The sequence below is a fragment of the Streptomyces sp. NBC_01471 genome (assembly GCF_041438865.1).
GTDB lineage: Bacteria > Actinomycetota > Actinomycetes > Streptomycetales > Streptomycetaceae > Streptomyces.
Genome location: NZ_CP109450.1, coordinates 191,205 through 212,635, shown reverse-complemented (window position 1 = coordinate 212,635; position 21,431 = coordinate 191,205). Strand labels below are relative to the sequence as shown.

Annotated in this window: 17 protein-coding genes and 2 pseudogenes; 8 read left to right on the top strand and 11 right to left on the bottom strand. The window is 68.4% G+C overall.

All coding sequences use genetic code 11. From position 1 onward, the window contains the following. Window positions 1-224: 224 nt before the first annotated feature. Window positions 225-1,145: an NADP-dependent oxidoreductase gene (locus OG285_RS01015; protein WP_356835476.1), complete on the bottom strand. Its 921-nt coding sequence runs from the start codon at window positions 1,143-1,145 to the stop codon at window positions 225-227. An 83-nt stretch (window positions 1,146-1,228) separates the two neighbouring features. On the opposite strand from OG285_RS01015, the gene OG285_RS01010 reads away from it, so the two are divergent. Further along, on the top strand, window positions 1,229-1,798 hold the full coding sequence (locus OG285_RS01010) for a TetR/AcrR family transcriptional regulator (protein ID WP_371789832.1): 570 nt from the start codon (window positions 1,229-1,231) through the stop codon (window positions 1,796-1,798). A gap of 21 nt (window positions 1,799-1,819) precedes the next feature. Here the strand turns inward: OG285_RS01010 and OG285_RS01005 are convergent. From OG285_RS01005 to OG285_RS00995, 3 genes and pseudogenes are all read right to left on the bottom strand, one after another. Beyond that, window positions 1,820-2,625 (bottom strand): annotated as a pseudogene (locus OG285_RS01005) (IS5 family transposase). 286 nt (window positions 2,626-2,911) lie between these two features. Further along, window positions 2,912-3,967, bottom strand: coding sequence for a hypothetical protein (locus tag OG285_RS01000; protein ID WP_371789831.1), 1,056 nt, complete (start codon window positions 3,965-3,967; stop codon window positions 2,912-2,914). A 1-nt stretch (window position 3,968) separates the two neighbouring features. Next, the gene (locus OG285_RS00995) at window positions 3,969-4,121 is read right to left on the bottom strand and encodes a hypothetical protein (RefSeq protein ID WP_371789830.1); all 153 of its coding nucleotides are present in this window, start codon (window positions 4,119-4,121) and stop codon (window positions 3,969-3,971) included. Window positions 4,122-5,141: 1,020 nt separating this feature from the next. Here OG285_RS00995 and OG285_RS00990 point away from each other — a divergent pair. Beyond that, a complete protein-coding gene (locus tag OG285_RS00990; protein ID WP_371789829.1) occupies window positions 5,142-6,233 on the top strand; it encodes a polyprenyl synthetase family protein in 1,092 nt (363 codons plus the stop codon). A 209-nt stretch (window positions 6,234-6,442) separates the two neighbouring features. Here the strand turns inward: OG285_RS00990 and OG285_RS00985 are convergent, their stop codons facing one another. Beyond that, window positions 6,443-6,964: a TerD family protein gene (locus OG285_RS00985; RefSeq protein WP_356835484.1), complete on the bottom strand. Its 522-nt coding sequence runs from the start codon at window positions 6,962-6,964 to the stop codon at window positions 6,443-6,445. Window positions 6,965-7,093: 129 nt separating this feature from the next. Between OG285_RS00985 and OG285_RS00980 the strand changes: the two genes are divergently transcribed. Next, a complete protein-coding gene (locus tag OG285_RS00980) occupies window positions 7,094-7,261 on the top strand; it encodes a hypothetical protein (protein ID WP_371789828.1) in 168 nt (55 codons plus the stop codon). Window positions 7,262-7,527: 266 nt separating this feature from the next. Here OG285_RS00980 and OG285_RS00975 read toward each other — a convergent pair whose 3' ends face one another. The 4 genes from OG285_RS00975 to OG285_RS00960 all read right to left on the bottom strand — a co-directional run bounded on the left by OG285_RS00975 (window position 7,528) and on the right by OG285_RS00960 (window position 12,586). Further along, on the bottom strand, window positions 7,528-8,736 hold the full coding sequence (locus OG285_RS00975; protein ID WP_371789827.1) for a glycoside hydrolase family 1 protein: 1,209 nt from the start codon (window positions 8,734-8,736) through the stop codon (window positions 7,528-7,530). Window positions 8,737-8,769: 33 nt separating this feature from the next. Continuing rightward, window positions 8,770-10,128, bottom strand: coding sequence for an MFS transporter (locus tag OG285_RS00970; RefSeq protein ID WP_371789826.1), 1,359 nt, complete (start codon window positions 10,126-10,128; stop codon window positions 8,770-8,772). A gap of 98 nt (window positions 10,129-10,226) precedes the next feature. Continuing rightward, window positions 10,227-11,993 (bottom strand): sulfatase-like hydrolase/transferase, encoded by a 1,767-nt coding sequence (locus tag OG285_RS00965; protein ID WP_371789825.1) that lies wholly within the window; start codon window positions 11,991-11,993, stop codon window positions 10,227-10,229. Further along, complete coding sequence (locus tag OG285_RS00960; RefSeq protein ID WP_356835494.1) at window positions 11,990-12,586, bottom strand: PadR family transcriptional regulator; 597 nt, start codon at window positions 12,584-12,586, stop codon at window positions 11,990-11,992. Before OG285_RS00960 ends, OG285_RS00965 begins: the two co-directional genes overlap by 4 nt. A gap of 55 nt (window positions 12,587-12,641) precedes the next feature. Between OG285_RS00960 and OG285_RS00955 the strand changes: the two genes are divergently transcribed. Next, the gene (locus OG285_RS00955) at window positions 12,642-13,583 is read left to right on the top strand and encodes a formylglycine-generating enzyme family protein (protein ID WP_371789824.1); all 942 of its coding nucleotides are present in this window, start codon (window positions 12,642-12,644) and stop codon (window positions 13,581-13,583) included. Here OG285_RS00955 and OG285_RS00950 read toward each other — a convergent pair. Next, complete coding sequence (locus OG285_RS00950; RefSeq protein ID WP_371789823.1) at window positions 13,558-14,151, bottom strand: TetR/AcrR family transcriptional regulator; 594 nt, start codon at window positions 14,149-14,151, stop codon at window positions 13,558-13,560. The two genes, OG285_RS00955 and OG285_RS00950, sit on opposite strands and share 26 nt — an antisense overlap. 210 nt (window positions 14,152-14,361) lie before the next feature. On the opposite strand from OG285_RS00950, the gene OG285_RS00945 reads away from it, so the two are divergent. The 4 genes and pseudogenes from OG285_RS00945 (at window position 14,362) to OG285_RS00930 (ending at window position 19,836) form a co-directional block, all read left to right on the top strand. Next, on the top strand, window positions 14,362-15,576 hold the full coding sequence (locus tag OG285_RS00945; protein WP_371789822.1) for an MFS transporter: 1,215 nt from the start codon (window positions 14,362-14,364) through the stop codon (window positions 15,574-15,576). Between the two features lie 85 nt (window positions 15,577-15,661). Beyond that, window positions 15,662-17,950, top strand: coding sequence for a glycoside hydrolase family 3 C-terminal domain-containing protein (locus OG285_RS00940; protein WP_371789821.1), 2,289 nt, complete (start codon window positions 15,662-15,664; stop codon window positions 17,948-17,950). Between the two features lie 302 nt (window positions 17,951-18,252). Beyond that, a pseudogene (locus tag OG285_RS00935) lies at window positions 18,253-18,427 on the top strand (type III effector protein); the annotation flags it as partial. 164 nt (window positions 18,428-18,591) lie between these two features. Then, window positions 18,592-19,836 (top strand): aromatic acid exporter family protein, encoded by a 1,245-nt coding sequence (locus OG285_RS00930; RefSeq protein WP_371789820.1) that lies wholly within the window; start codon window positions 18,592-18,594, stop codon window positions 19,834-19,836. Window positions 19,837-19,980: 144 nt separating this feature from the next. On the opposite strand, the gene OG285_RS00925 is transcribed toward OG285_RS00930, so the two are convergent. Continuing rightward, window positions 19,981-21,072 (bottom strand): PP2C family protein-serine/threonine phosphatase, encoded by a 1,092-nt coding sequence (locus OG285_RS00925; protein ID WP_371789819.1) that lies wholly within the window; start codon window positions 21,070-21,072, stop codon window positions 19,981-19,983. Between the last annotated feature and the right edge of the window lie 359 nt (window positions 21,073-21,431).

The following is a 21,431-nucleotide window of genomic DNA, read 5'->3' as shown; positions in this document are numbered from 1 at the left end:
GAGACGCCGTCCTCGAACAACTCGACTGCCGGAACACGACGCGCCTCCGCCAACTGAGGCCGCGACAAAGGAGGAAGAGAGAAGCCGGTAACCGAGGGGGAGGTTGATAAGCGACCCCGACAATCTCCCACCCACACGGCCACCACACCCACCGAACTTACGAGAAGATCAGTAGGGCTTGTTGCGAAAGTGGATCCTGGTCGCCGAGTCCACCTCGTGCCGGTTCACAGGGCGATCACGATTTTGCCGTGAACGTGCCTCTCGGCCTGCGTCGTCACGGCTTCGCGGATCTGCTCGACCGGGAAGGTCGCCGCGATCGGAACCGTGATCTCGCCGGCATGGATCGCATCGGTGATCCGTTCCAGGGCGCCCGGACCCGCGTCGAGGGCGCCCGCCTTGCTGACACCGGGCGGCGGGGCGGGGCCGTCGGCTACGACGGAGATCCGCTCGGGTGCCACGCCGAGCTTGAGGGCGGTCTCGGCCGCCTCCCTTCCGAACAGGTCGGTTGCGGCGGTGATCCCCTCGGGCGCCAGGGCCCGCACCCGGTCCGCCAGGCCAGGGCCGTACGCCACGGGTTCGGCGCCTAGGCCGCGCAGGAATCCGAACGTGCCCTCGGATGCGGTGCCGATCACCCGGGCACCCGCAAGCTTCGCCAGCTGCACGGCGAAGATGCCCACACCACCCGCCGCTCCACCGATCAGGAGGGTGTCTCCGGCGTGGAGTCCGATCGCGGCGAGCGCGGCGGAGGCCGTCAGGCCGGACACCGGAAGCGTGGCCGCCACCTCGTCGCCGATGCCATCCGGGATGGGCCACAGGTCTGCGGCGGGGGTCTTGACCAGCACGAAATCCGCGACGGACCGGCCGATCGCCGCCCCGTACACCCGGTCGCCGGTCGCGAATCCGGTGGCTTCGGCGCCCACCTCGTCCACCACTCCGGCGAAGTCGCTGCCGAATCCGGCCGGCAGCGTGAGGCCGAACCGCGCCGCCATGTCGGGCTGGGTGGTGATCTGCCAGTCCATCGGATTCAGCCCGGCGGCCGTGACCCGGACGCGGACCTCGTCCGGGGCGGCGTGTGGCTCGGGTATGTCCTGCAGTTCGAGTACTTCGGGACCGCCGAATTGCCGGTAACGGACAGCTTTACTCATCGGTGACCTCTCCTGGTCAGTGATGGGACTTGGTCTTATCGACCGTACACCATTGATGGGACCAAGTCCCGTACACTGTTTCCATGGCTCGCTGGCAACCCGACGCACCAGGACGACTCGCCGCCGCCGCCCTCGACCTCTTCGAGGAGCACGGCTACGAGAACACGACCGTGATCGAGATCGCGGAACGCGCGGGGCTCACCAAGAGCACGTTCTTCCGGTACTTCCCGGACAAGCGCGAGGTGCTCTTCGACAAGGGCACGGTGGCCGGTCTGCTCGTCGAAGGGATCGCCTCGGCGCCGCCGGAGTCCGGGCCGCTCGGCTCGCTGGCGGAGGCCCTCGATGCACTCGGCCGGACGTTCTTCACCGCCGACCGCCGCGAGTTCAGCGGCCGGCGCCAGGCCGTTCTGAACGCCAATACGGAACTGCGCGAACGTGAAGCCCTGAAGAGGATCGAGCTCACCGCCTCGATGATCGAGACCCTCAACCGCCGTGGAGTCCCGAGCCTGACCGCGCGTGTGGCCGCGCAACTGGGCACGCTCGCCTGGGAGATCGCCTACGACCAATGGATCGACACTGACAACAGCGAGGGCTTCGGCCCGCTGGCACGGCAGGCGCTCGCCGATGTACGCGCGGCCGGAGCCGCGCACTAGGGTCTGTCGTGAAAGTGCTGGTCACAGCCACTTGTTGATGGCTCCTACCAGCACTGTTGCCTCGTAACGCACGGCCAGCTTGTCGTATCTCGTGGCTACCGCGCGGTGGCGTTTCAGTCGGTCGATCCCGCACTCCACCGCGTGGTGTTCCGTGCAGTCCTCCTTGTCGAAGGTCGTGGTCGGCTGCCTCGGAAGCCGAGCTTCTTGCGGTTGCGGACCTGATCGGCCTTCTCCGGGATGGTGCATTCGATCCTGCGTCTGCGCAGCTAGGAGCGGTTCGCACGGGAGCCGTAGGCTCTGTCGGCTCGGACCCTGTCGGGCGTGGTCCGTGGCCGCCCCGGTCCTGTGCGGGGGACCCGGATGCGCTCCAGGACGGGCTGGAACTGCGGGCTGTCGTGCCGGTGGCCGGCTGTGATCAGCAGCGACAGCGGCTTCTGCCCCTGCTCGGTGTCGATCCCTCCGGGAGGTTCGCGCTGGGATCCCTTTTTCCGCACGCCGGCGGCCTGCTGATGGGCCCGGCGGACGGTCGAGTCGACGCTCACATCCCAGGTGATAAGGCCCTGCGCATCGGCCTGGACCTGCAGTTGCTCCAGGATCCGCTTCCAGGCACCATCGCGCTGCCATCTGCGGAACAGGTCGTAGATCCGGTCCCACAGACCGTACCGCTCGGGGACATCCCGCCACGGCGTGCCGGCCCGGGTCCGCCACCGTATCCCGTCGATCAGCTGCCGACGCGCCCACGTCCGCGGCCTCCCCTGCTTCTTCCCCACCGGCGGCAACGGCTCCAGCCGAGCCCACTGCCAGTCCGCCAGATCCCCACGCGCCACGACTTGATCATCTCAAGCCAAGATCCACTTTCACGACAGTCCTCGTTCGGTATCCACCGCGATGTCTGGGCCCGGCGCTCCGGACTGCCCGTGCTGAGCGCGTGCGGGACGGGCAGTCCGGTCGACACTCTGATCGGCCCCTCCTCGGCAGGCATCACCAAGCCTTCTCACGCACCTGCCCGCTTTCGGGAACAGGGCCCGCGAGCCACGCCGATCCGGTCTTGGAACTCTCAACGCCGCCGACGGCGTTGGATGTCGTCACCGCCGACCAGTACCCCGTGGTCGGCTAGGACCCCGTGGTGCTGAAATGGATCGGGCGCTCGATCATGTCGCGGTTGCGCCCCGTGGTGGGGGGCCACTGTTCGTACACCAGCATCGCGTCCTGACCGGACTGGCTGCTTGAGACGCCGATGATCTGTGCGTAGTTGATCTGCTTTGACGAGTCGGTGCCGAACAGGACCTTCGACGGGTCCCAGTGCACTCCGTCCGCGCTGGTCGTGATGTGCACGCCGGTGGTGTCCCCCCATGCCTGCCACACCATGACGTACCGGTTGAGGTAGGTGTTCCACGTGATGGAGTTTGTGGCCATGTTCGTCGACAGGCCAGGCAGCGCCTGCAGTTTCGGCGAGGCCGAGGCGGCCGGCATCGGGGTGCTGAACGTGCCCTGGTTCCAGCCCTTCCAGGTCCCCGGGGCGGCGTTGGGATCTGTCGATGCGAACCCCAGCCCGTGCCCGATCGCCAGCCACCGCTTGTTCACCTTGTCGTAGATCACGGAGTTCGCCTCGACTCCTCCGGAGGTGTGGGCGGAGGGCTTGGGTATCCCGATGATCTTTCCCTTCTTGGTCCAGGTGACGCCGTCGTCGGTGGACGTCGCGAGGCCAGTGGAGTTCCACTCGCCGTAGCTTCCGTCCGCGAATACGTGGTCCTCGGCATGGTAGAAGCCGTAGATGACACCCGCCGAATTGTTCGGATCCCGTTGTGCCGACGACAGCCATGCTCCGTTGCCGTCGAAGGACCCGCTGGTGCCCGAGCCCAGTACGGCCTTCGTGGGATTGATCGGGCCCATGGTGTCCAGGCTCTGCCCGGTGCTGCGGTAGTTGGCCCCGTCAACCCAGAACGTGATGTTCGTCGTGCCCTGGGCGTTGGGCAGGTAGGGGAAGGTCGAGTCGTTCGCGTACCAGTTCACCGGGTTGCTGGGGACAGGGACAACCTGCGGCGTCCCGAGCGTGGTGGCGATCACGGCCGGGGCAGGGTCACTCGCCGACGCTGTCACGGGGGCGAGCAGGGTCGCGGCCGCGGCCAGCAGCGGAAGGGCTCGTCGGGGTCGGCTGTTTACTCGCATGTCAGTTTTGCTCCTGCCCAGTAGCCGTGGTCGTTGCCGTAGCCCAGGTCGGTGCCGGCGCAAGCCGTCCGGCCGGCTTGTCGGCGAGGGTGGCAACATCGGTCTGCGTCGCCCTGGGCAGCACGGTGATCAGCAAGCTTCTCGTCGTTGTCATGGATCGCTCCTTCATGGGCTCGTCCAGTGCGTCCCGCACCAGGACCGCCACCCGCTGCCCTGAGTCGGGGCGCCGGCACGACCTGCCGGGCCCCATGCCTGCGGCGAGTTCCGCCGCTCGCGGAGCGGACCGGGGCCGGTCGCCCGTACCGAGCAGCGATGCCGGACCTGAACATCGGCAGGGGTGTCACGGATATCACGGCTGCCATGGCAGCCAAGTGGCTTTTGCTGTCCGGTGATTGGATCTGCCTACCCCCACTGACGCAGGTGTACCGCTCACGAAGCCGAGGCGGGGGCCGGGATGCCTTACGGCGGGAGAGAAGGCCCGGGACAGCCAGAAGTAGAGCACACGTGAGCGGCTCTTCGCCTGGAGCGGGCACCGGCTTCACCAGGTCCCGAATAGGGGCGGAAGAGCGCTTCCGCTCCGGGTACGACGGGCTTCTTCGCACGTCGGCGCGGGTCTCGACGGGCGCGGATGACTTGGTGGGGCGGGAGCACCTGCGTGCGGACGGCGGAGGCGGATCGATAAACCGCGCAATGGTGCTGAGCAGTGTGGTCCGCCCGGATCGCGGTCGGGTACTCGACGGGGCACTCACGCGGCGGCGGGACAGGAGGGGGATCCAGTGGCCATGCTGTTGTCTCCGGCGGAGGAGGCTCCGTTCCGATGAGCTGTCCATCTTGGCCTCTCACTGCGTTCCGCCCGGCACCAGTCGGGTGCTGACTTCGGTGTTCTGGTTCCTGCGGGAGTGCACGGCGTAGTCCCTCAGGTGTTCGCGCGTCGCGCGCTGGGGGTTCGCGCTCTGTAATCAGCGCCACGGACGGTAGACGATGGAATCGGCTCCTCCGTTACGGCGATGGGGTCGGTGCCCCGTGCTGTGTGGCGTGCCCCTGGCAGCACGGGGCACGCCATGTGTGGATGAACCCAGGGGCGTAACGAACCAGGTGCCAAACTAGTCGCTCGCCGCAGCCACCTGCTCTGTGCCTGCGGCCGGCGGATCCTCCCTGACCTGGAAGGTGCCGCATGATCATTCCATCCCCGCCGCGTTCGTCACCGGACTCCGCATGCGTGCCCGCAGCCGTCGAGACGCTGCTGTACGAGTTCCTCGACGAGCAGATCCACCAAGCAAGCGATCTTCCCGAACTCGCCCTGTTCGCAGACCTGTTACGCGACATGATCGCGGCTGGAGGCAAACGTATCCGCCCGGTGCTGTGTGTCGTCGGCTGGCAGGCGGTGAGCGATCGCGAGCCACCGCCGGCGGTCTGGCGGGTGGCAGCCTCGCTGGAGTTGTTCCACCTCTTCGCCCTGATCCACGACGACATCATGGACGCCTCAGAAACGCGACGCGGCGAACCCACCGCGCACCGCCGCCTCGCCGCTCGCCACCCCGGCCGAGACGACGCCCCCACCCTCGGCATCAACGCCGCCATCCTCCTGGGCGACCTCGCTCTGGGCTGGTCCTACGAACTCCTGCACATCGCCAGTCCCGACCCCACCGGCCTGCACCTCAACCGGGCCTGGCCGCTGCTGAACGCCCTGCGCACCGAGACGCTCGTTGGGCAGTACCTCGACCTCGTCAGCGCCGGACCGGTCTCCGCCGCCCCTCCCGATACCGTTGCCGCCCGGCGGGCCATCCGCTACAAGACCGCCAAGTACACCTGCGAGCGGCCACTGCAGCTCGGGGCGCATCTCGGCGGGGCCGGCCCGCACTTGCTGGCGGCCCTGTCCTCGTACGCCCTGCCGCTGGGCGAGGCGTTCCAACTGCGAGACGACCTGCTGGGGGTGTTCGGGGCCCCCGAGCGCACCGGAAAGTCCGTCCTGGACGACTTCCGCGAGGGCAAGAACACGGTGCTGGCCGCCACCGCGTACCAGCGCGCCACTCCAGCACAGGCGCGCGTCCTGCGGGACGGGCTCGGCAACCGGTCCCTGACTCCCGCGGAAGCCTCGCAGATGCGGCAGGTCCTCACCGACACCGGGGCGCACACCGCAGTCGAGACGCTGATCAGCCAGCGGCACGAGCAGGCGCTGGCCGCCCTCGATCACGCAGTGATGCGGCCTGAGGCCGCGGCCGCCCTGAGGGCGATGGCGGCGGCCGTGGTCACCCGGACCACCTGAGAGCACCCCTGCCAACCCCCTGCATACGGGAGATCAGCCAGCGACGATGACCCAGGATTCCGACACTTTGCCCGCCGCGTTGCTCGCCTTCTACTGCCCCCTCCTTGTACTCAAGGACGTCAGGTTGAGAAGAGATCAGTACCCCGGAACGGACCCTGGATTTCGAGACCAAGGGTGAACGTGGCGCACCCCGTTCACGTCAGGCGCCGTCACTCGGCGACCGTGCCCATCTCCGCCATGAAGTCCACCGGATTGCTGTCGAAGCCGCGGAGCATCTCGCGCAGCTCCCAGCCCGCCGAGCCGTCCCGGGTGAACTCCGCGACCGTTGCGGCAGTGGACCCCGCAAGCTGCGCGAAGTCGTCCACGAGGAGTTCCCGGTACCGCTCGACGACGACCACACCGGGGTTCGCGATCTCGCCGAAGGTGAGAGGCCCGGCGTTCTGGTGAATCGCCACCCCCACCACCACCCGGCCGTAGTCGGACGGTATCCGGTCGAACTCCAGGACCATCACTTCATCGAAGCCGAGGCCCTGGCCGGACTCGCTGTGCCGGCCCATGGTGATGGTGCCGTCCGGGGAGCGGCTCTCGGTGTGGACGACGTACACCGGCCGCCCCCACGGGTCGTCGGCGGAGTAGACCGCGCCGATGATGTCCAGATCGTGTGGTGCCTCCCCCAGCGGGCTCGGATCCCACCGGAGCCTTACCTCAACCTTGCCCAGTTCGCCGTTCACGCCGTCTTCCCTCTTGTCGCGTCACTGCGGGAGATCCCCCGCGTGATCAAGTATGGCCGCTGACGCTGCTCTTGACGCAAGGCCGGCGCGAACTCGGCGTGCGGCACAAGTGTCGCGAAGGCGACCAGCATGCTCAACGAGATCGACCAGCGGCTGTTGCTCGGGAGGGGGGCTCTTGAGGAAGTACGCCTGCATGTCGTGGACAAGGAGAACGGCGCGCGCGGCGTCAACCTTCCAGGCCATTGTGTTCCTGGGAAGGCCGCCTTCCTGAGGGAGGAAGTGGGAATTCATATCTGAGATTGCCGTGGTTTCCTCGTTTGGGGAGGAAATCGCCCCGTTTCCTACCGAAATTACCCGCTCCTCCCATGGATCCCACCAGGAGGAGGATCACGGTAGCGCAGCTCCCATGAGGAGTCCCGTCGTGGTGGTACCGCTTGCCAGAACTGCTGCTGCGACGACGGCGCTCGCTCCGTACGCGATTCCCCGATCCTGCTGACGGCTTTCGCCTTCCGTGAGCCCAGCCGCGAGCTGCCGTCGACGACCGGTACCGGGGCCCCGGTCCTCTACTCCGACCGAGGAGCGAGGGGCAGGGCCCGGGTGCGTCCGGTGGCGCCGAGCCATGCGGCGGAGGGCTTGGGGGTACGGACGAAGGTCTCGCGGTCGACGGCGATCAGTCCGAAGGTGGGTGCGTAGCGCCCCCACTCGTAGTTGTCGAGCGCGCTCCAGTGGAAGTAGCCGCGGACGTCGATGCCGTCGTCCATGGCGTCGGCGAGGGAGTCGAGGGCGCCGGCGGTGTAGTGGATACGCCGGGTGTCGTCGGCGGTGGCGATGCCGTTCTCGGTGACGATCAGGGGGACGCCGGGGGCGACGGCGGCACTGTGACGCAGCGCTTCCCCCAGGGCCCCGGGGTAGAACTCCCAGCCCATGAGGGTGTGTTCCGCCTCCGGCGGTACGGGCAGAGGGCCGTCGGGACCGATGCGAGTGCGGGTGTACGACTGCACGCCGAGCCAGTCGTCGTCGCGGGCCGCTTCGAGAAAGACGTCCTCACGGGGGTGGCGGAAGGCCGCTGCGACGTCCTGCGCCCCGGGCAGCGGCTGGTACACCTGGTTCGCGACGGACCATCCGCACAGTACGTGCGGAGCAAGGGACTTGACCGTCTCGACGGCACGGCCGTGGGCGCGTACGAGGGCCTCGGCGGTGGCGCCGTCCGGCGTTGTCAGCCCGAACGTCGGCAGTTGGTCCCCGGAGAAATGGGCCTTGTAGAGGGTGGCCATGGAGGCGAGCATGTTGGGCTCGTTGATGGTGCACACGTGGGTCACGCCGGTGGCGTAGACGGGCGCGGCGGCCGTGAGGAAACGGGCGAACAGTTCGTCCGACCCGGCGGCTTCCCATCCGCCACCCTCGGTGAACCACCTGGGGGCGGTGAAGTGGTGCAGCGTCACCAGAGGCCGCAGGCCACGTGCGTGCGCACCTTCGACCATGCGCCGGTAGTGGGCGATCGCGGCCTGGGAGAACTCACCGGGGGCGGGTTCGATGCGCGCCCACTCGATGCTGAACCGGTAGTCGGTGAAACCGAGGTGAGCCAGCAGGTCCATGTCTTCGGGCCAGCGGTGGTAGCTGTCGCAGGCGTCGCCGCTGGGCTCCTTGATGTAGGGGTTGCCCGTGTGCTCGAAGAGCCACCAGTCGCTGTTGGTGTTGTTGCCTTCGATCTGGTGCGCGGAGGTGGAAGCGCCCCAGAGGAAGCCGTCGGGGAGTCGTCGTGTGGATGTCATGAGCTGTTCTCGTTTCAGGGTGTCGGGTCGGGATCAGCGGGGTTCGGTCAGGGCGGCCCTGCGCCGGGCGTCCAGTTCCCGCTGTACGCGGGCGGTGTCGGCGGCGTACGGGCGATAGAGCAGGGTGAGGAAGAGGCCGTTGATCACCATGAGGATGACCAGGATCCACAGGAAGACCACTTGGAGCCCGACGGTGTCGGCGAGGAATCCCGCGCCCAGGCTGTAGCCGGCCCAGGCGAGCGCCTCGGCGACGGACACGTACAACGCGAAGGCACCGGCCCGGAGTTCGGGTGGGGTGATGGCCATGACCATCGGCCGGTTGACGCTCGGGTTGATGCCCTGTGCCGCGCCGAGCAGTGCGAAGAAGACGCCGTACACGAGGATGCTGTCGTAGTGGAACTGGCTGCCGAAGAAGGCGAAGACGGCGAAGGCGAACTGTGCCGTCTGGAGGACCGCGACCGGTCCGAAACGCGGACTGCGCCGGGAGGCCCAGTCGGCGGCGACCCCGCCCAGGAGGGTGCCGAGGAAGTAGCCGACGCCGAAAGGCAGGGTGACGAGTGTGGCCTTCTGGGTGCTGAATCCGTGCACGTCCACCAGGAAGACCACGCCGAAGGTGACCACCAGCAGGTGCCCGGACAGCAGGCGCGAGACGATCAGGATCACCAGGCTGCGGATCTTGAGGAGCGAGAACGCCTTGGCCCAGGTGAGTTCCGAGTGGGCTTCACGGGTGGCCTGGTCGAGGTCGGCGAGCTGCTCCTCGGCGGCGCCCCGGCCCGGGTCGCGGAACCAGATCAGCAGGGCGAGACCGAGCAGGATGTTGAACGTGCCGATGCCCCAAAGGCCCCAGTGCCAGCCCTCGTCCACGTCGGCGAGCTGCCCGCTGAGCGGCCCGATCACCGCGCTGACCAGTGAGATCGTTCCGTAGAGGATGCCGACGGCACGGCCGCGGGAGGAGCTGCCGAAGAGGTCGCCGATGATCTCGGTGATGATCGGGTTCGCGGCGGCGTAACCGGCCGCCAATATGGTGTACAGGATGATGAGTTGGGTGAAGTTCTGGGAGAAGCCGGCGGCCACTCCCCAGACGCCCCACAGGCCGGTGGCCACGCTGAGCACGCTCTTGCGCGACCAGCGCTGGGCGGCCCACACCCAGAACGGGCCGGTGAATGCGCCCACGATCTTGCTGGCCGCGGTGAGAATGCCCAGGGCGCCGAGCGAGACGCCGAGCGATTGCCTGATGAGCGGGAACAGGCTGTTGACCAGACCGGCCTCGGTGTTGTCGACGAGCATGGTGCCGCCGAGCAGGGAGAGCTGCCGGTAGCGGCCCCTGACCTGTGCGGGGGTTTGGCCGGTAACCATGCCGGGAGGCGCAGCGTCTTTGCTGAGCTCGGTCATCGTGCCTTCTCGATTCTGTGCGGCGAGGCAGCGAGCAGTAGGCCCGGGGGAGGGGCCGTGCGAGAGGGGCGTGCGGGGGAGGGGGCGCCTGCGCGGGGTCAGAGTTTCGCGAGGTCCTCGGCGACGCGGTGCAGCGCGTCGGACGGGAACAGCGCCCCGGCCGTCGCCGCGAGGTCGATCAGCGGTGTCGACCCGATCGTCTGGATCAGTTCGGAGTCCACGACGCCCGGAAGGTGGGTGCGCAGCACCTCGACGGCGAACGGGTCGGCGATGAGCGCCTGGAAAGGGGTGCGCAGCGAGAGCCGGCTCTCCGGGTAGTCCGCCATGCGGGGCAGCGGTTGTGTCGCCCGCTCGGCCTGGGCGCGCTGGGCCCGTACCAACAGGTGCGCGTCCGTGACTGGTCCGTGCTCGGGCAGCCCCAGGCGTGCGTACTGGCTGGGCGGTGCGTCGTTGGCCCGCATCAGCTCGGCCATCAGGGTCGCCATGCGCAGTTCGACCGCGTCGTCGAGGAGCGGGGTGCTCTGTTCGGGGTCGCTCTCCAGGTCGAAGAGGAGGGTGCCGTGGTGGTACGGGTTGATCAGGGTACGGGCCGGCACGCGCACCGTGCGGACGTTCTTGGTGAAGTCGAACGGTTCGGCCAGTTCCAGGCCGACGAGTTCGGCGGGTGAGAACCGCCCCCTCATGTGCGTCGGCATCAATGTGTGCTCGTACAAAGGGGAGTTGTCCGGCGAGGCGGGCGCGCGCATGTACACGTGGCGCCCGTCGGTGACGTTGACGTGTCCGCCGTGGATGCCGAAGAGGCCGGCCTCACGCACGGGTGCGTCGGCGGCCATCGGCAGCGGTGCGCCCTGCATGTCGCGCGGGCGCTCGACGCCGAAGAATTCGAGGAGGGTGGGGGCGAGGTCGATGGTCTGCACGAGCGCCTCCCGGCGCGCGCCTGCGGCAGCCGTGCGCGGGTCCCAGGCGAACAGGGGGAGGTGGACCAGTTCGTTGAACCAGGGCTGGACGCTCTTGCCCCACCAGCCCTTCTCGCCGAGCAGCAGCCCATGGTCGGTGTTGACGATCAGCAGGGTGTCGTCCCACAGCTCCAGTTCGTCCATGGTGTCCAGGACGCGTCCCAGCGAGTGGTCGCACATGGAGAGCAGCGCCCCGTACTCCATCCGCCCGTGGTGGACCTGTTCGTCGGTCTCCACCACGCGCTTGTAGTCGGGCCAGTCGAAGTGCGGGCCTTCGTAGTCGTGCGGATAGAGGTCCTTGTAGCGCTGCGGGCTGAAGAAGGGTTCGTGCGGGTCGAAGGTCTCGATCTGGACGAACCACCGGTCGGCGTCCTTGTTCGCCGCGACGAATTCGAGGCCGGCGTCGAAGGTGAGGGTCTGCGGGTGCCGGTCCTCGGTGGCTGTGTGCTGCCGGTTGACCCAGTCCTGCCGGTAGCCGGGTCCGAACCGCACCTGCTTGAGGTTCTCGGGCATCGGCGGGTCCGCCACCTGCCCCTTCCACGGGTCGCCCTCCTGCCCGCGGAAGAACTCCCAGGTGTGGTAGCGGCCGTGGTAGGTCGCGCCGCCGTCCTCCCAGTAGTGCGGGTGATCGCTGACCAGGTGGGTGTAGACGCCGTTCCGCTTGAGCAGTTCCGGCATCGAGTCGTCGAACGGCTCCAGCGGGCCCCAGCTGCGGTGCAGGAAGTTGTGCCGCCCGGTGTGGATCTCGCGGCGGGCCGGCATGCACGGCATCGAACCGGCGTATGCGTTGTCGAAGGTGACGGCACCCTCGGAGAGGCGGGCGAAGTTCGGGGCGTGCGTCCAGTCGCCCCCGTACGGCGGCAGCATATGACGGTTGAGGCTGTCGAACATGACCATGATGGCCTTCATCGGGCGGGCTCCTCGCTGGTCGTGCGGTCGTCGTTACGGTTTCCGGTCAGCCGGTGCAGGGTCTGCTCCAGCCAGTCGACCCAGGTGTCCATCGCCCTCGCGCCCAGCAGGTGCAGCGACTCCTGGACCTCCCGGTCCAGCTCCTGATCGAGGCCGGGCAACGGGTCCTCGTAGTGCAGGGTCCGGTCGCGGTGGCGGTTCTTGGCGATCTGCGCGCGGCGGTAGTCGAGTTCGGTGCGGAGCAGGCTGATCGCGGTGTCCTTGTCCAGTGGGGCGGACACGCTGAAGCGGGCGGTGAAATCGATGTCCTGGAGGCGGGTCGAGGGCTCGTACGGCCCACGCACCCAGTCCATCAGCGCGTCGTGCCCGCTCTCGGTCAGCCGGTAGACCTTCGCGTCCGGGCGGCCCTCGCGTGCGTCGATCTCGTGCCGCACCCAGCCCTCCGCCTCCAGCTGGGCGAGTTTTCGGTAGATCTGGCTGTGATGCGCCTTCGCCCACACGAACTGACCCTCGGTCTCCAGCCACTTGCGCAGGTCGTAACCGCTGTAGGGGCGGCGAGCCAGCAGGCCCAGCAGCACGTACTCAAACTTCACCGAGACGACTCCCTATGTGTGTTCTCACCTATGTGCGTATTCATATACTCGGGGCATGGAGACGTCAATGGAATGCTGCGCATCCGTTCCCCGGTCCGGTGCTCCGGGGCCCCTCCCCACGCCGGCTGCGGAACCTCCCGTGCATGAGCAAGTCGCCCTGGAGGGAGGGCAGTTCCGGATGGGTGACGCCTTCGATGAGGGGTATCCGGGGGACGGTGAACGTCCTGTGCACACGGTGCGTGTCGCGCCGTTCGGTATCGACGCCACGACCGTCACCGTGGCGATGTTCGGGGCCTTTGCCGAGGAGAGCGGGTATGTCACCGTGGCCGAGCGGGAGGGAAGCTCGGCCGTCTTCCACCTGGCGGTCGCCGCCGATCGGGCCGATGTCGTACGGTCCGACCCGGCCGTCCCGTGGTGGCTGGAGGTGCGGGGTGCGGACTGGCGGCACCCGCACGGCCGCCTTTCCACCGCCGAACACGACCACCCCGTCGTGCATGTGTCCTGGGACGATGCCGTCGCCTACTGCACGTGGGCGGACCGCAGGCTGCCGACCGAGGCGGAGTGGGAGTACGCGGCCCGGGGCGGCCTCGATGGGCGGCGCTTTGCCTGGGGCGACGAATTGCTTCCGAGCGGCGAGTGGCGGTGCAACATCTGGCAGGGCCGCTTCCCGTACGAGAACACGGGCGCCGACGGACATCTCGCGACCGCGCCCGTCCGCAGCTACCCGCCCAACGGCTTCGGCCTGTACGAGGTGGCCGGGAACGTGTGGGAGTGGTGCGCCGACCGGTTCGCGCCGGACTACTACGCACATTCGCCCGCCGTTGATCCCGAAGGCCCGGAGGGTGGCGACCGGCGGGTGATGCGCGGCGGCTCGTACCTGTGCCACCACTCCTACTGCCACCGCTACCGGGTGGCGGCCCGCTCGGCCAACACCCCCGGGTCCAGCAGCGGGAACTGCGGGTTCCGGACCGTCAGCCGGCGGCCTTCGGGGCGGTGAGGGCGCACCACACCCGGCGTACGTGCTCGGCCATGTCGATCGCGGGATCGCTCAGCCACTGGACCATGATGCCGTCCGATGCTGCGACGATCGCCGAGGCCGTGAAGCCCGGGTCGAGCCCGGGGGAGATCCGGCCGGCGGCCTCCTCGGACGCGAGATGCTCGGCGATGGTGGCGCGCAGCAGGGCGAACCGCTCCCGGAAATAGGCGTGCGCGGGGTGGGCGGGGTCCGTCGACGCGGCGACCAGGGTGATGTACAGCCGGGCGCGGGCCGCGTCAGTGGCGTTCGCCGTAAGTGCCAGGGCCAGGAATTCACCGGGGTCGCGCACAGCCTCCGGGGCCCGGTACCGGGTTTCGGCCGCACGGTCGCTCGCCCGCAGCACCTCGGTGAGGAGATGATCCTTGGAGTCGAAGTAGTGCATCAGGCCCGTGAGGCTGATGTCGCTCTCCTTGGCGACTGCACGCAGCGTGGTGTTCCGCTCGCCCTCCCGGCCGAAGATCTCCAGGGTGACCCGGAGGATCTCCTCTCTCTTGGCGACGCCCTTGGCGTACGAGCTCTGCGCTTTCACGGGGCCAGCCTATGTGCCGCAGCGAATTCGGGGCCGGTCGACCCTTGCCCTCAAAAACAGTACGACGTACTGTTTTCAAACATCCGCACGATCCCGCACGATCCGCAGCCGGTGCACACCGTTGTGTCCGGACGAGAGAAGGTCCCGCCCGTGCAAGGACCCGTTGAGAGATCCGCGGCCCCGCCCGTCGCTCCGGGCGCCGGCCCGACCGTGAGCGGTCGGCCGCTGCGGCGCATGATGGTCTGCGCGGGACCCGCCACTCTGAGCATCGCCCTGGTCTGGGGCGCCGTGCCCGGCATTCTGCTGGCCCTCCAGATCCAGCGCACCGTCGGCGAGGGTGCCAAGGTCGGCTCCCTGGCGCTGGTCACCACCGTCGGCGCGATCGTCGCCATGGTGGCGCAGCCCGTCGCCGGTGCGGTGTCCGACCGGACCCGGACGCGGTTCGGCCGCCGCGCACCCTGGATCGCGGCCGGTGCACTGACCGGCGGCACCGCGCTGGTCGCCATGGCGTTCATGAGTTCCGTGCCTGCGATCCTGGCCGCCTGGTGCTTCGTGCAGCTCGGTTACAACTTCGCGATGGCCCCGCTGTCCGCAGTGATGCCCGACCGGGTGCCGGTCGCCAGGCGTGGCCAGTACTCGGCGGTGCTCGGGCTCAGTTCGATGTGCGGATCACTGTTCGGGCAGATCCTGGGTTCCGTACTGGAGGCCCGCATCACTCTGGCGTACGTACTGCTGGCAGCCTTCTCGGCCGTCGCGACGGCGGTGTTCGTCACCCTCAACCCGGACCGGTCCAGCCGGGGCTTGCCGCAAGAGCCGTTCCGCGCACGCGAGTTTTTGCGGGGCCTGTTGCCCAATCCGCGTAAACACCCCGACTTCTTCTGGGTCTTCGTCGGCCGGCTCTGCACCTTCCAGTCGTACTTCCTGGTCATCGGGTACAAGCTCTACATCCTCCAGGACTACATCGGCCTCGGGGACGGGGCGATCGGCAAGGTGCCCGCCCTCGCCGTCGCGGGAGTCGCCGGAATACTCCCGGCCACACTGATCTGCGGCCCGCTCTCGGACCGGCTCGGCAGACGCAAACCCTTCGTCGTCGCCTCGGCCTCCCTCATCGGCTGCGCCATGCTCGTCCCGCCGGCCGCGCCCACCCTGACCGGGATGCTCGTGATGGCGTTCCTGGTGGGGGCCGGCTTCGGCTGTTTCCAGGGCGTGGACACCGCCCTCATCTCCCAAGTACTGCCTTCCCACGAGTCGTTCGCCCGCGACCTCGGCGTCATCAACATCGCCGCCGCCCTGCCGCAGGCGCTCGCACCGGCCGTCGCCGCGGCCGTCGTCCTCGGGCTTGGATACCAGGCTCTGTTCCCCGCAGCGGCGATCTTCGGGGTGCTCGGCGCGATCGCGGTCCTGCGGGTCCGCAGCGTGCGCTGACAGCCCCGGCTTCCCTTGGGAACTCCCGACTTCCCTTCAGAACACGCAATCAGAACACGCAATCAGGACACGCAAGGAGCACACAGTGACCGACCCCACGGCAGCCACCACCCCCGAAGAAGCGGTGGCCCGGCTGAGCCTCGAAGAGAAGGCCACCCTGACGACCGGGGCGAGCTGGTGGATCACCGAGAGCTTCCCGCACGCGGACGTCCCGGAGTTCCGCCTCGCCGACGGACCGCACGGACTGCGCCGGCAGAAGGACGACCGGGTCGACCAACTCGGCATCATCGACAGCGCCCCGGCCACCTGTTTCCCGCCCGCCGTCACCCTGGCGAGCAGTTGGGACACCGCTCTCGCCGAACGCGTCGGCCGGGCGCTGGGCCGCGAGTCGCTCGCCCACGGCGTGCACGTACTCCTCGGCCCCGGCGTCAACATCAAGCGCAGCCCCCTGTGCGGGCGCAACTTCGAGTACTTCTCCGAGGACCCGCTGCTCAGCGGCGTCCTCGGCACCGCCTGGGTGAACGGCGTCCAGTCGCAGGGCGTCGGCACCTCCCTCAAGCACTTCGCCGCCAACAATCAGGAGAGCGACCGCATGACGGTCAGCTCCGACATCGACACCCGCACCCTGCGCGAGATCTACCTCCCCGCCTTCCGCCGCGTGGTCACCGAGGCCAAGCCCTGGACCGTCATGTGCGCCTACAACCGCCTCAACGGCGTGCACTCCTCGGAGAACCACTGGCTCCTCACCGAACTGCTGCGCGGCGAATGGGGCTACGAAGGCGTCGTCGTCTCGGACTGGGGCGCCGTCGTCGACCGGGCCCGTTCCCTCGCCGCCGGACTCGACCTCGAAATGCCCTCGTCCTCGGGATTCGGTCCCGCCCGGCTGGTCTCGGCGGTGGCCTCCGGCGAAATCGACGAGAAGGCCCTCGACGTCAGCGCCGCACGCGTCGTCGCACTCGCCCGCAGGGCGGTACTGCACGCCGACCCGGACGCCTCCTACGACCAGGAGGCCCACCACGCCCTCGCCCGCGAGGCCGCCGCCCGCGGTGCCGTACTCCTGAAGAACGAGGGCGGGCTGCTCCCCCTCGACCCGGCCACCGACACACGCATCGCGGTACTCGGCGAGTTCGCCCGTACGCCCCGCTACCAGGGTGCGGGCAGCTCGCGTGTCACCCCGACCCGGCTGGACGATGCGCTCAGCGCGATCACCGCCGCCGCGCCCGGCGCGCGTATCGGCTTCGCGCCCGGCTTCCCCGTCGACAACCCGGACGGCGACGTGACCGGTCTGCACGAGGAAGCCGTACGCGCCGCCCGCGAAGCCGACGTGGCCATCCTCTTCCTCGGCCTCCCGCCGAGCTTCGAGTCGGAGGGATACGACCGCGACCACATCGAACTCCCGGTCGAACAAACAGAGTTGCTCGCCGCAGTAACGGCAGCCAACCCGAACACGGTCGTGGTTCTCGCCAACGGCAGCGTCGTCCGCCTCTCCGGCTGGATCGACGACGTACCGGCCGTCCTGGAAGGCTGGCTGGCCGGCCAGGCCGGCGGCTCCGCCACCGCGGACCTGCTCTTCGGCCACGCCAACCCGTCCGGCCGCCTCACCGAAACCGTCCCGCTGCGCCTCGCCGACACCCCTGCCCACCTCGACTGGCCGGGCGAGAGGAGCCATGCGCGGTACAGCGAGGGACTGTTCGTCGGTTACCGCCACTACGACGCCCGCGAGATGGAGGTCTCGTACCCCTTCGGGCACGGCCTGTCGTACACGACCTTCGAGCAGACCGGTCTGCGGGTGGCCCAGGACGCCACCGGGCTCGACGTCACCGTGACGGTCACGAACACCGGTCCGCGCGCCGGGCACGAGGTGGTGCAGGTGTACGTGGGTGCACTGAGCTCACAAGTGCGCCGTCCTGTAAGGGAGTTGAAGGCGTTCGCCACAGTTTTTCTCGCCCCGGGGGACACCCGCGATGTCACTCTTCGCGTAGCCCGCACGGATCTCGCGTACTTCGACATCGGCCTCGACGCCTGGCTCGTCGAAGGACTCGAATACCGTATCGACGTAGGTGCCTCCAGCCGCGACATCCGCCTCAGCGCGACGGTCACGGTCGAGGGAGACCCGTACGCCGCCCTCTTGGACGCCGACTCGACCATCGGCGAGTGGCGCGCGCACCCGGTCGGCGGACCCGCTGTCGACCGTCTTCTTGAGCGCGTACGGGAAACCATGCGCGACGCGTACCCGAAGGAGGGCAGCCACCGCTACCGGATGATCGCGAACATGAGGCTCAGTCAGCTCGCGAAACTGCCCATCGTCCCGCTGGACTTCGCCGACGTGGACAACCTGCTGGCAGAGGTGCGGAGGGCTCCGCGGCGGAGCTGACCAGCGGGGGCCCTATGGGTTTCGTCAAGGTGGCGAGTGAGCTTGCTGGCGGGCTGGGTGGAGGGGGATGAGGTGGAGGCGTCAGCCGACGGGTCGAAGGCGCGGGCCGTCGAAGCGTGGCGGCACGTGTATGACCAGCTCGCTGCGGTTCGGCAGCGGCGTCTCCCGACCGCCGGTGAGGACTGCGGCAAGGGCGCCTGGTGGGCGGTCCCTGGCCAATCGGCGTTCGACACGTGCCGGCTCGCCCCGCAGCGCCGGGGAGACGGACCGGACGGTCGCACGGGCTGAGCTGGTGGCAGCCCCGGTACCCGCGCGTGCGCCCCGGGGCCCCGGCAGCACCGGCGAACAACGCGTGCAGGCCACCCAGGGCCGCCGGGCCGCACCGTTACCGCCGGGGCCCGGGACAACGTCGCCGACCTGCGACAGCTCTCCGGTCAGATCACCGCACTCACCGACCTCCCCGTCTCGGCGCACACACGACAGGCCGGCAGCGACGGCCGCTGAAAGCGGGGTGCTGGCCTCCATGCCTGTTCAACTGGGTGAGGTCGTCGTGCGGGTTGCTCACATATGGGTGCGGACGGGGGAGCGGGGTAGCCGGGGACCGGGAACCGAGTGGACACGGCGTTGGTCAGGAGATGGGAATGGCACAGTCAGCGGCATCGCCCCCAAGGGCCCGGGCAGCGGCGCAGGGCCGGTCCGCCCGGGTGAGGCAGTGGCTGCGGCGGGCAGCGGGTTCGGACGGTCACGAGCGGCACACCCTGGAACTGATCGGGAAGAGCACCCTCGCCGCCACCATCTCCTGGCTGATCGCCTACGACGTGATGCACGCGGTGTCCCCGGCCTTCGCCCCGTTCTCCGCGATCCTGATCATGCAGGTCACGGTGTACCAGTCGGTGACGCAGGCGCTGCGCTACGTCGGAGCCGTGTCAGCAGGTGTGGCGCTGCAGGCCGCGCTCGGCCTGCTGGCCGGCCCCGATCTGCTGACGTTCGCTCTGGTGGCCCTGGTCGCGCTGAGTATCGGCCGGTGGCGGCCACTGGGTTCCCAGGGCCCCCAGGTAGCCACAGCGGCCCTCTTTGCCTTCTCTACTTACGTATCCGCGTCCAGTTCGGGACAGGCACTCACGCAGCTCGGCCAGATCATCCTGCTCGTCTTCATCGGATGCGGCGTGGGCGTCCTCGTCAACCTGCTTGTACTGCCGCCGCTGCGCTACCGCAGCGCCGAATACGGGATCCACACCCTTGCCCAGTCGCTGTGCGACCTGATCAGCGACATCTACCCCGCCCTGAAGGAAGAGGAGGGACTGGAGAAGGAACGCACCGCGCACTGGCGCCGGCGCGCCGCATCCCTGGGCTCCATCGTCGCTCAGGCCCAGTCGTCGGTGAACACCGCGCGGGAGAGCATCTACTACAACCCCCGCCAGCTGTTCCGCCGCAAACACGGCCACCACGTCACCTTCGACGGCTACCAGGCAGTGGTCGACGCACTGGAGCGCGTGTCCTACCAGGTCGCGTCGATGACCCGCAGCCTCGACCAGGAGCAGGATGAGGACGAGCGCACCGGTCAGGAACAACGCCGCTTCTACCACGCCTACGGTGACCTGCTGGCCTCCCTCGCCCACATCACCGGCCTCTTCATCGAAATCGACGAAGACCGCCTCACGGACCAGGCCAAGCAACTGTGCAAGGCCGCGAGCGAGGCCCAGGAGGTCTATCAACAGCTTGCCAAGGATGCGCAGGCCGGCTCGCTGCGTATCAGCGACCCGTCGTACCCCTACGGCATTCTCCTGGCGGAAGCAGCCCGGCTGATGCACGAATTCCAGTACACCTGCGACATCCTGCAGCACGGCGTCGATCATCGCGCACAGCAGAAGTCCTCGCGCCGCTGAGAACTGCACAGTGCGGGCAGTGGCCGGAGCGCATTCCAGGAGTAGGCCGATATTCTCCGCATCGGCTGCTCCTGCCGCCGGCTCTCACGCTCTGCTCTCCCGGAACAGTCCCCTGTCCAGCGGCTCGGAAGAGCGGCTCGAAGTTCAATGCCAGTCCAGGACCATGACGGTGGCGTCGTCCTGCAGCTCGCCGTTATTGGCGTCCAGCGCCGCTTGGGTGAGGGCCAGCGCGGCCTCTCGGGGATGGAGTTCCTGCGAGTTCCTCAAAATGCCGGCCAGGTCGACGGTCGCGGCGCCGCGTTCGAGCAGACCGTCGGTGAACATGACCAGACGGTCACCAGGGAGAAGTTCCAGGATCTGAACCCGGAAAGTGTGAGGAAGGAGCAGGCCGAACGGTGAGTCGACCGCCAGGCAGAGTTCCTCAACACGTCCGGCACGAACCCTGAGCGGCCAGGGGTGGCCGGCGTTGACGAGCTGGGTGTGTCCGTCGCGGAGATCGATACGTACGAGTTGGCCCGTGGCGTGTCCGGCGTCGTAGTCAAGAAGAGCCCGGTCGGCTTGGCGGGCCTGTTCGGCGATGTCCGCGCCGGCGCGGCGGGCACCGCGCAGAGCGCCCATCAGAATGGTGGCGATCATGGAGGCGTTGATGTCGTGTCCCATGGGATCGGTCATCGACAAGTGGAGAGTGTCCCGGTCGAGGGTGAAGTCGAAGGTGTCACCGCTGATGGACGCGGCAGGCTCCAGGGAACTGGAGAGAGCGAATTCGGCCGTTTCGCAGGACAGTGACGTAGGCAGCAGCTGGTGCTGGATCTCCGCGGCAAGACTGAGGCGCGCGGTCCGTTTGCCCCAGGTGTAAAGGTCGGTGAAGCGCTGATTGGTGATCACGATATAAGCCAGCGCGCGGGCAGCTTCCTCCACTGCCCGCAGCACCCGCCCCCCTGGGGAAGTGGGCAGGGTCAGCTCCAGCAGTCCGATGGCGTCTCCGCGGTTCGTGACCGGAGCAATCACCCGAACCCCGCGTGCGACCACTTCCTGATGAGGCCGTTGATTACGCACCACCTGCTCATAGTCGCTGCCGAACAAGTCAATGCGTTCAGCCTCGAATCCGGACTCGACGCTCCCGACGGTCGTCAGCCGGACCACCGCCTTCCCGGTGAAGTCCACGATGAGGAACGACACCGACTCGGCGCCGAAGTGTCTGCGCAGGTCATCGGCGACCACATCGACCGATTCCACCGGTGTTGCCTCCTCTGCCGCTCTCAGCAGTCCGGGAAGCGGGTCCTCCTCAGCCATGACGCCTTACGCCTCTCTTCTTCCTTTTCGCTTGGCACTCCTCAGCAGTATCTGCAATACCCGTCGGAGTTCCGGGACCCTGGGCCGGAACCAGGCGCACTGGTGGGCGGCGGCCGATGAAGCGCCAGATCGCCGATATCAGCGTCCCGTCGTGGCCCCTGCGGCATCCCGCCGGGGGAGGCTGCCCGGCGATGGACGAGTTCCAGCATGCCTGTGACGTTCTGCGGCACGGTATGGACCGTGCCGCAGAACAGCAGTCCTCGTGCTGAGAACAGAAACGCACAAAATGGGTGCATTATTGA

Excerpts from the sequence above, each read along its gene's own strand:
- OG285_RS01015 (WP_356835476.1), bottom strand. The coding sequence starts at position 1,145 with ATGAGTAAAGCTGTCCGTTACCGGCAATTCGGCGGTCCCGAAGTACTC.
- OG285_RS01010 (WP_371789832.1), top strand. The coding sequence starts at position 1,229 with ATGGCTCGCTGGCAACCCGACGCACCAGGACGACTCGCCGCCGCCGCC.
- OG285_RS01000 (WP_371789831.1), bottom strand. The coding sequence starts at position 3,967 with ATGCGAGTAAACAGCCGACCCCGACGAGCCCTTCCGCTGCTGGCCGCG.
- OG285_RS00995 (WP_371789830.1), bottom strand. The coding sequence starts at position 4,121 with ATGACAACGACGAGAAGCTTGCTGATCACCGTGCTGCCCAGGGCGACG.
- OG285_RS00990 (WP_371789829.1), top strand. The coding sequence starts at position 5,142 with ATGATCATTCCATCCCCGCCGCGTTCGTCACCGGACTCCGCATGCGTG.
- OG285_RS00980 (WP_371789828.1), top strand. The coding sequence starts at position 7,094 with ATGCTCAACGAGATCGACCAGCGGCTGTTGCTCGGGAGGGGGGCTCTT.
- OG285_RS00975 (WP_371789827.1), bottom strand. The coding sequence starts at position 8,736 with ATGACATCCACACGACGACTCCCCGACGGCTTCCTCTGGGGCGCTTCC.
- OG285_RS00970 (WP_371789826.1), bottom strand. The coding sequence starts at position 10,128 with ATGACCGAGCTCAGCAAAGACGCTGCGCCTCCCGGCATGGTTACCGGC.
- OG285_RS00965 (WP_371789825.1), bottom strand. The coding sequence starts at position 11,993 with ATGAAGGCCATCATGGTCATGTTCGACAGCCTCAACCGTCATATGCTG.
- OG285_RS00955 (WP_371789824.1), top strand. The coding sequence starts at position 12,642 with ATGGAGACGTCAATGGAATGCTGCGCATCCGTTCCCCGGTCCGGTGCT.
- OG285_RS00930 (WP_371789820.1), top strand. The coding sequence starts at position 18,592 with ATGGCACAGTCAGCGGCATCGCCCCCAAGGGCCCGGGCAGCGGCGCAG.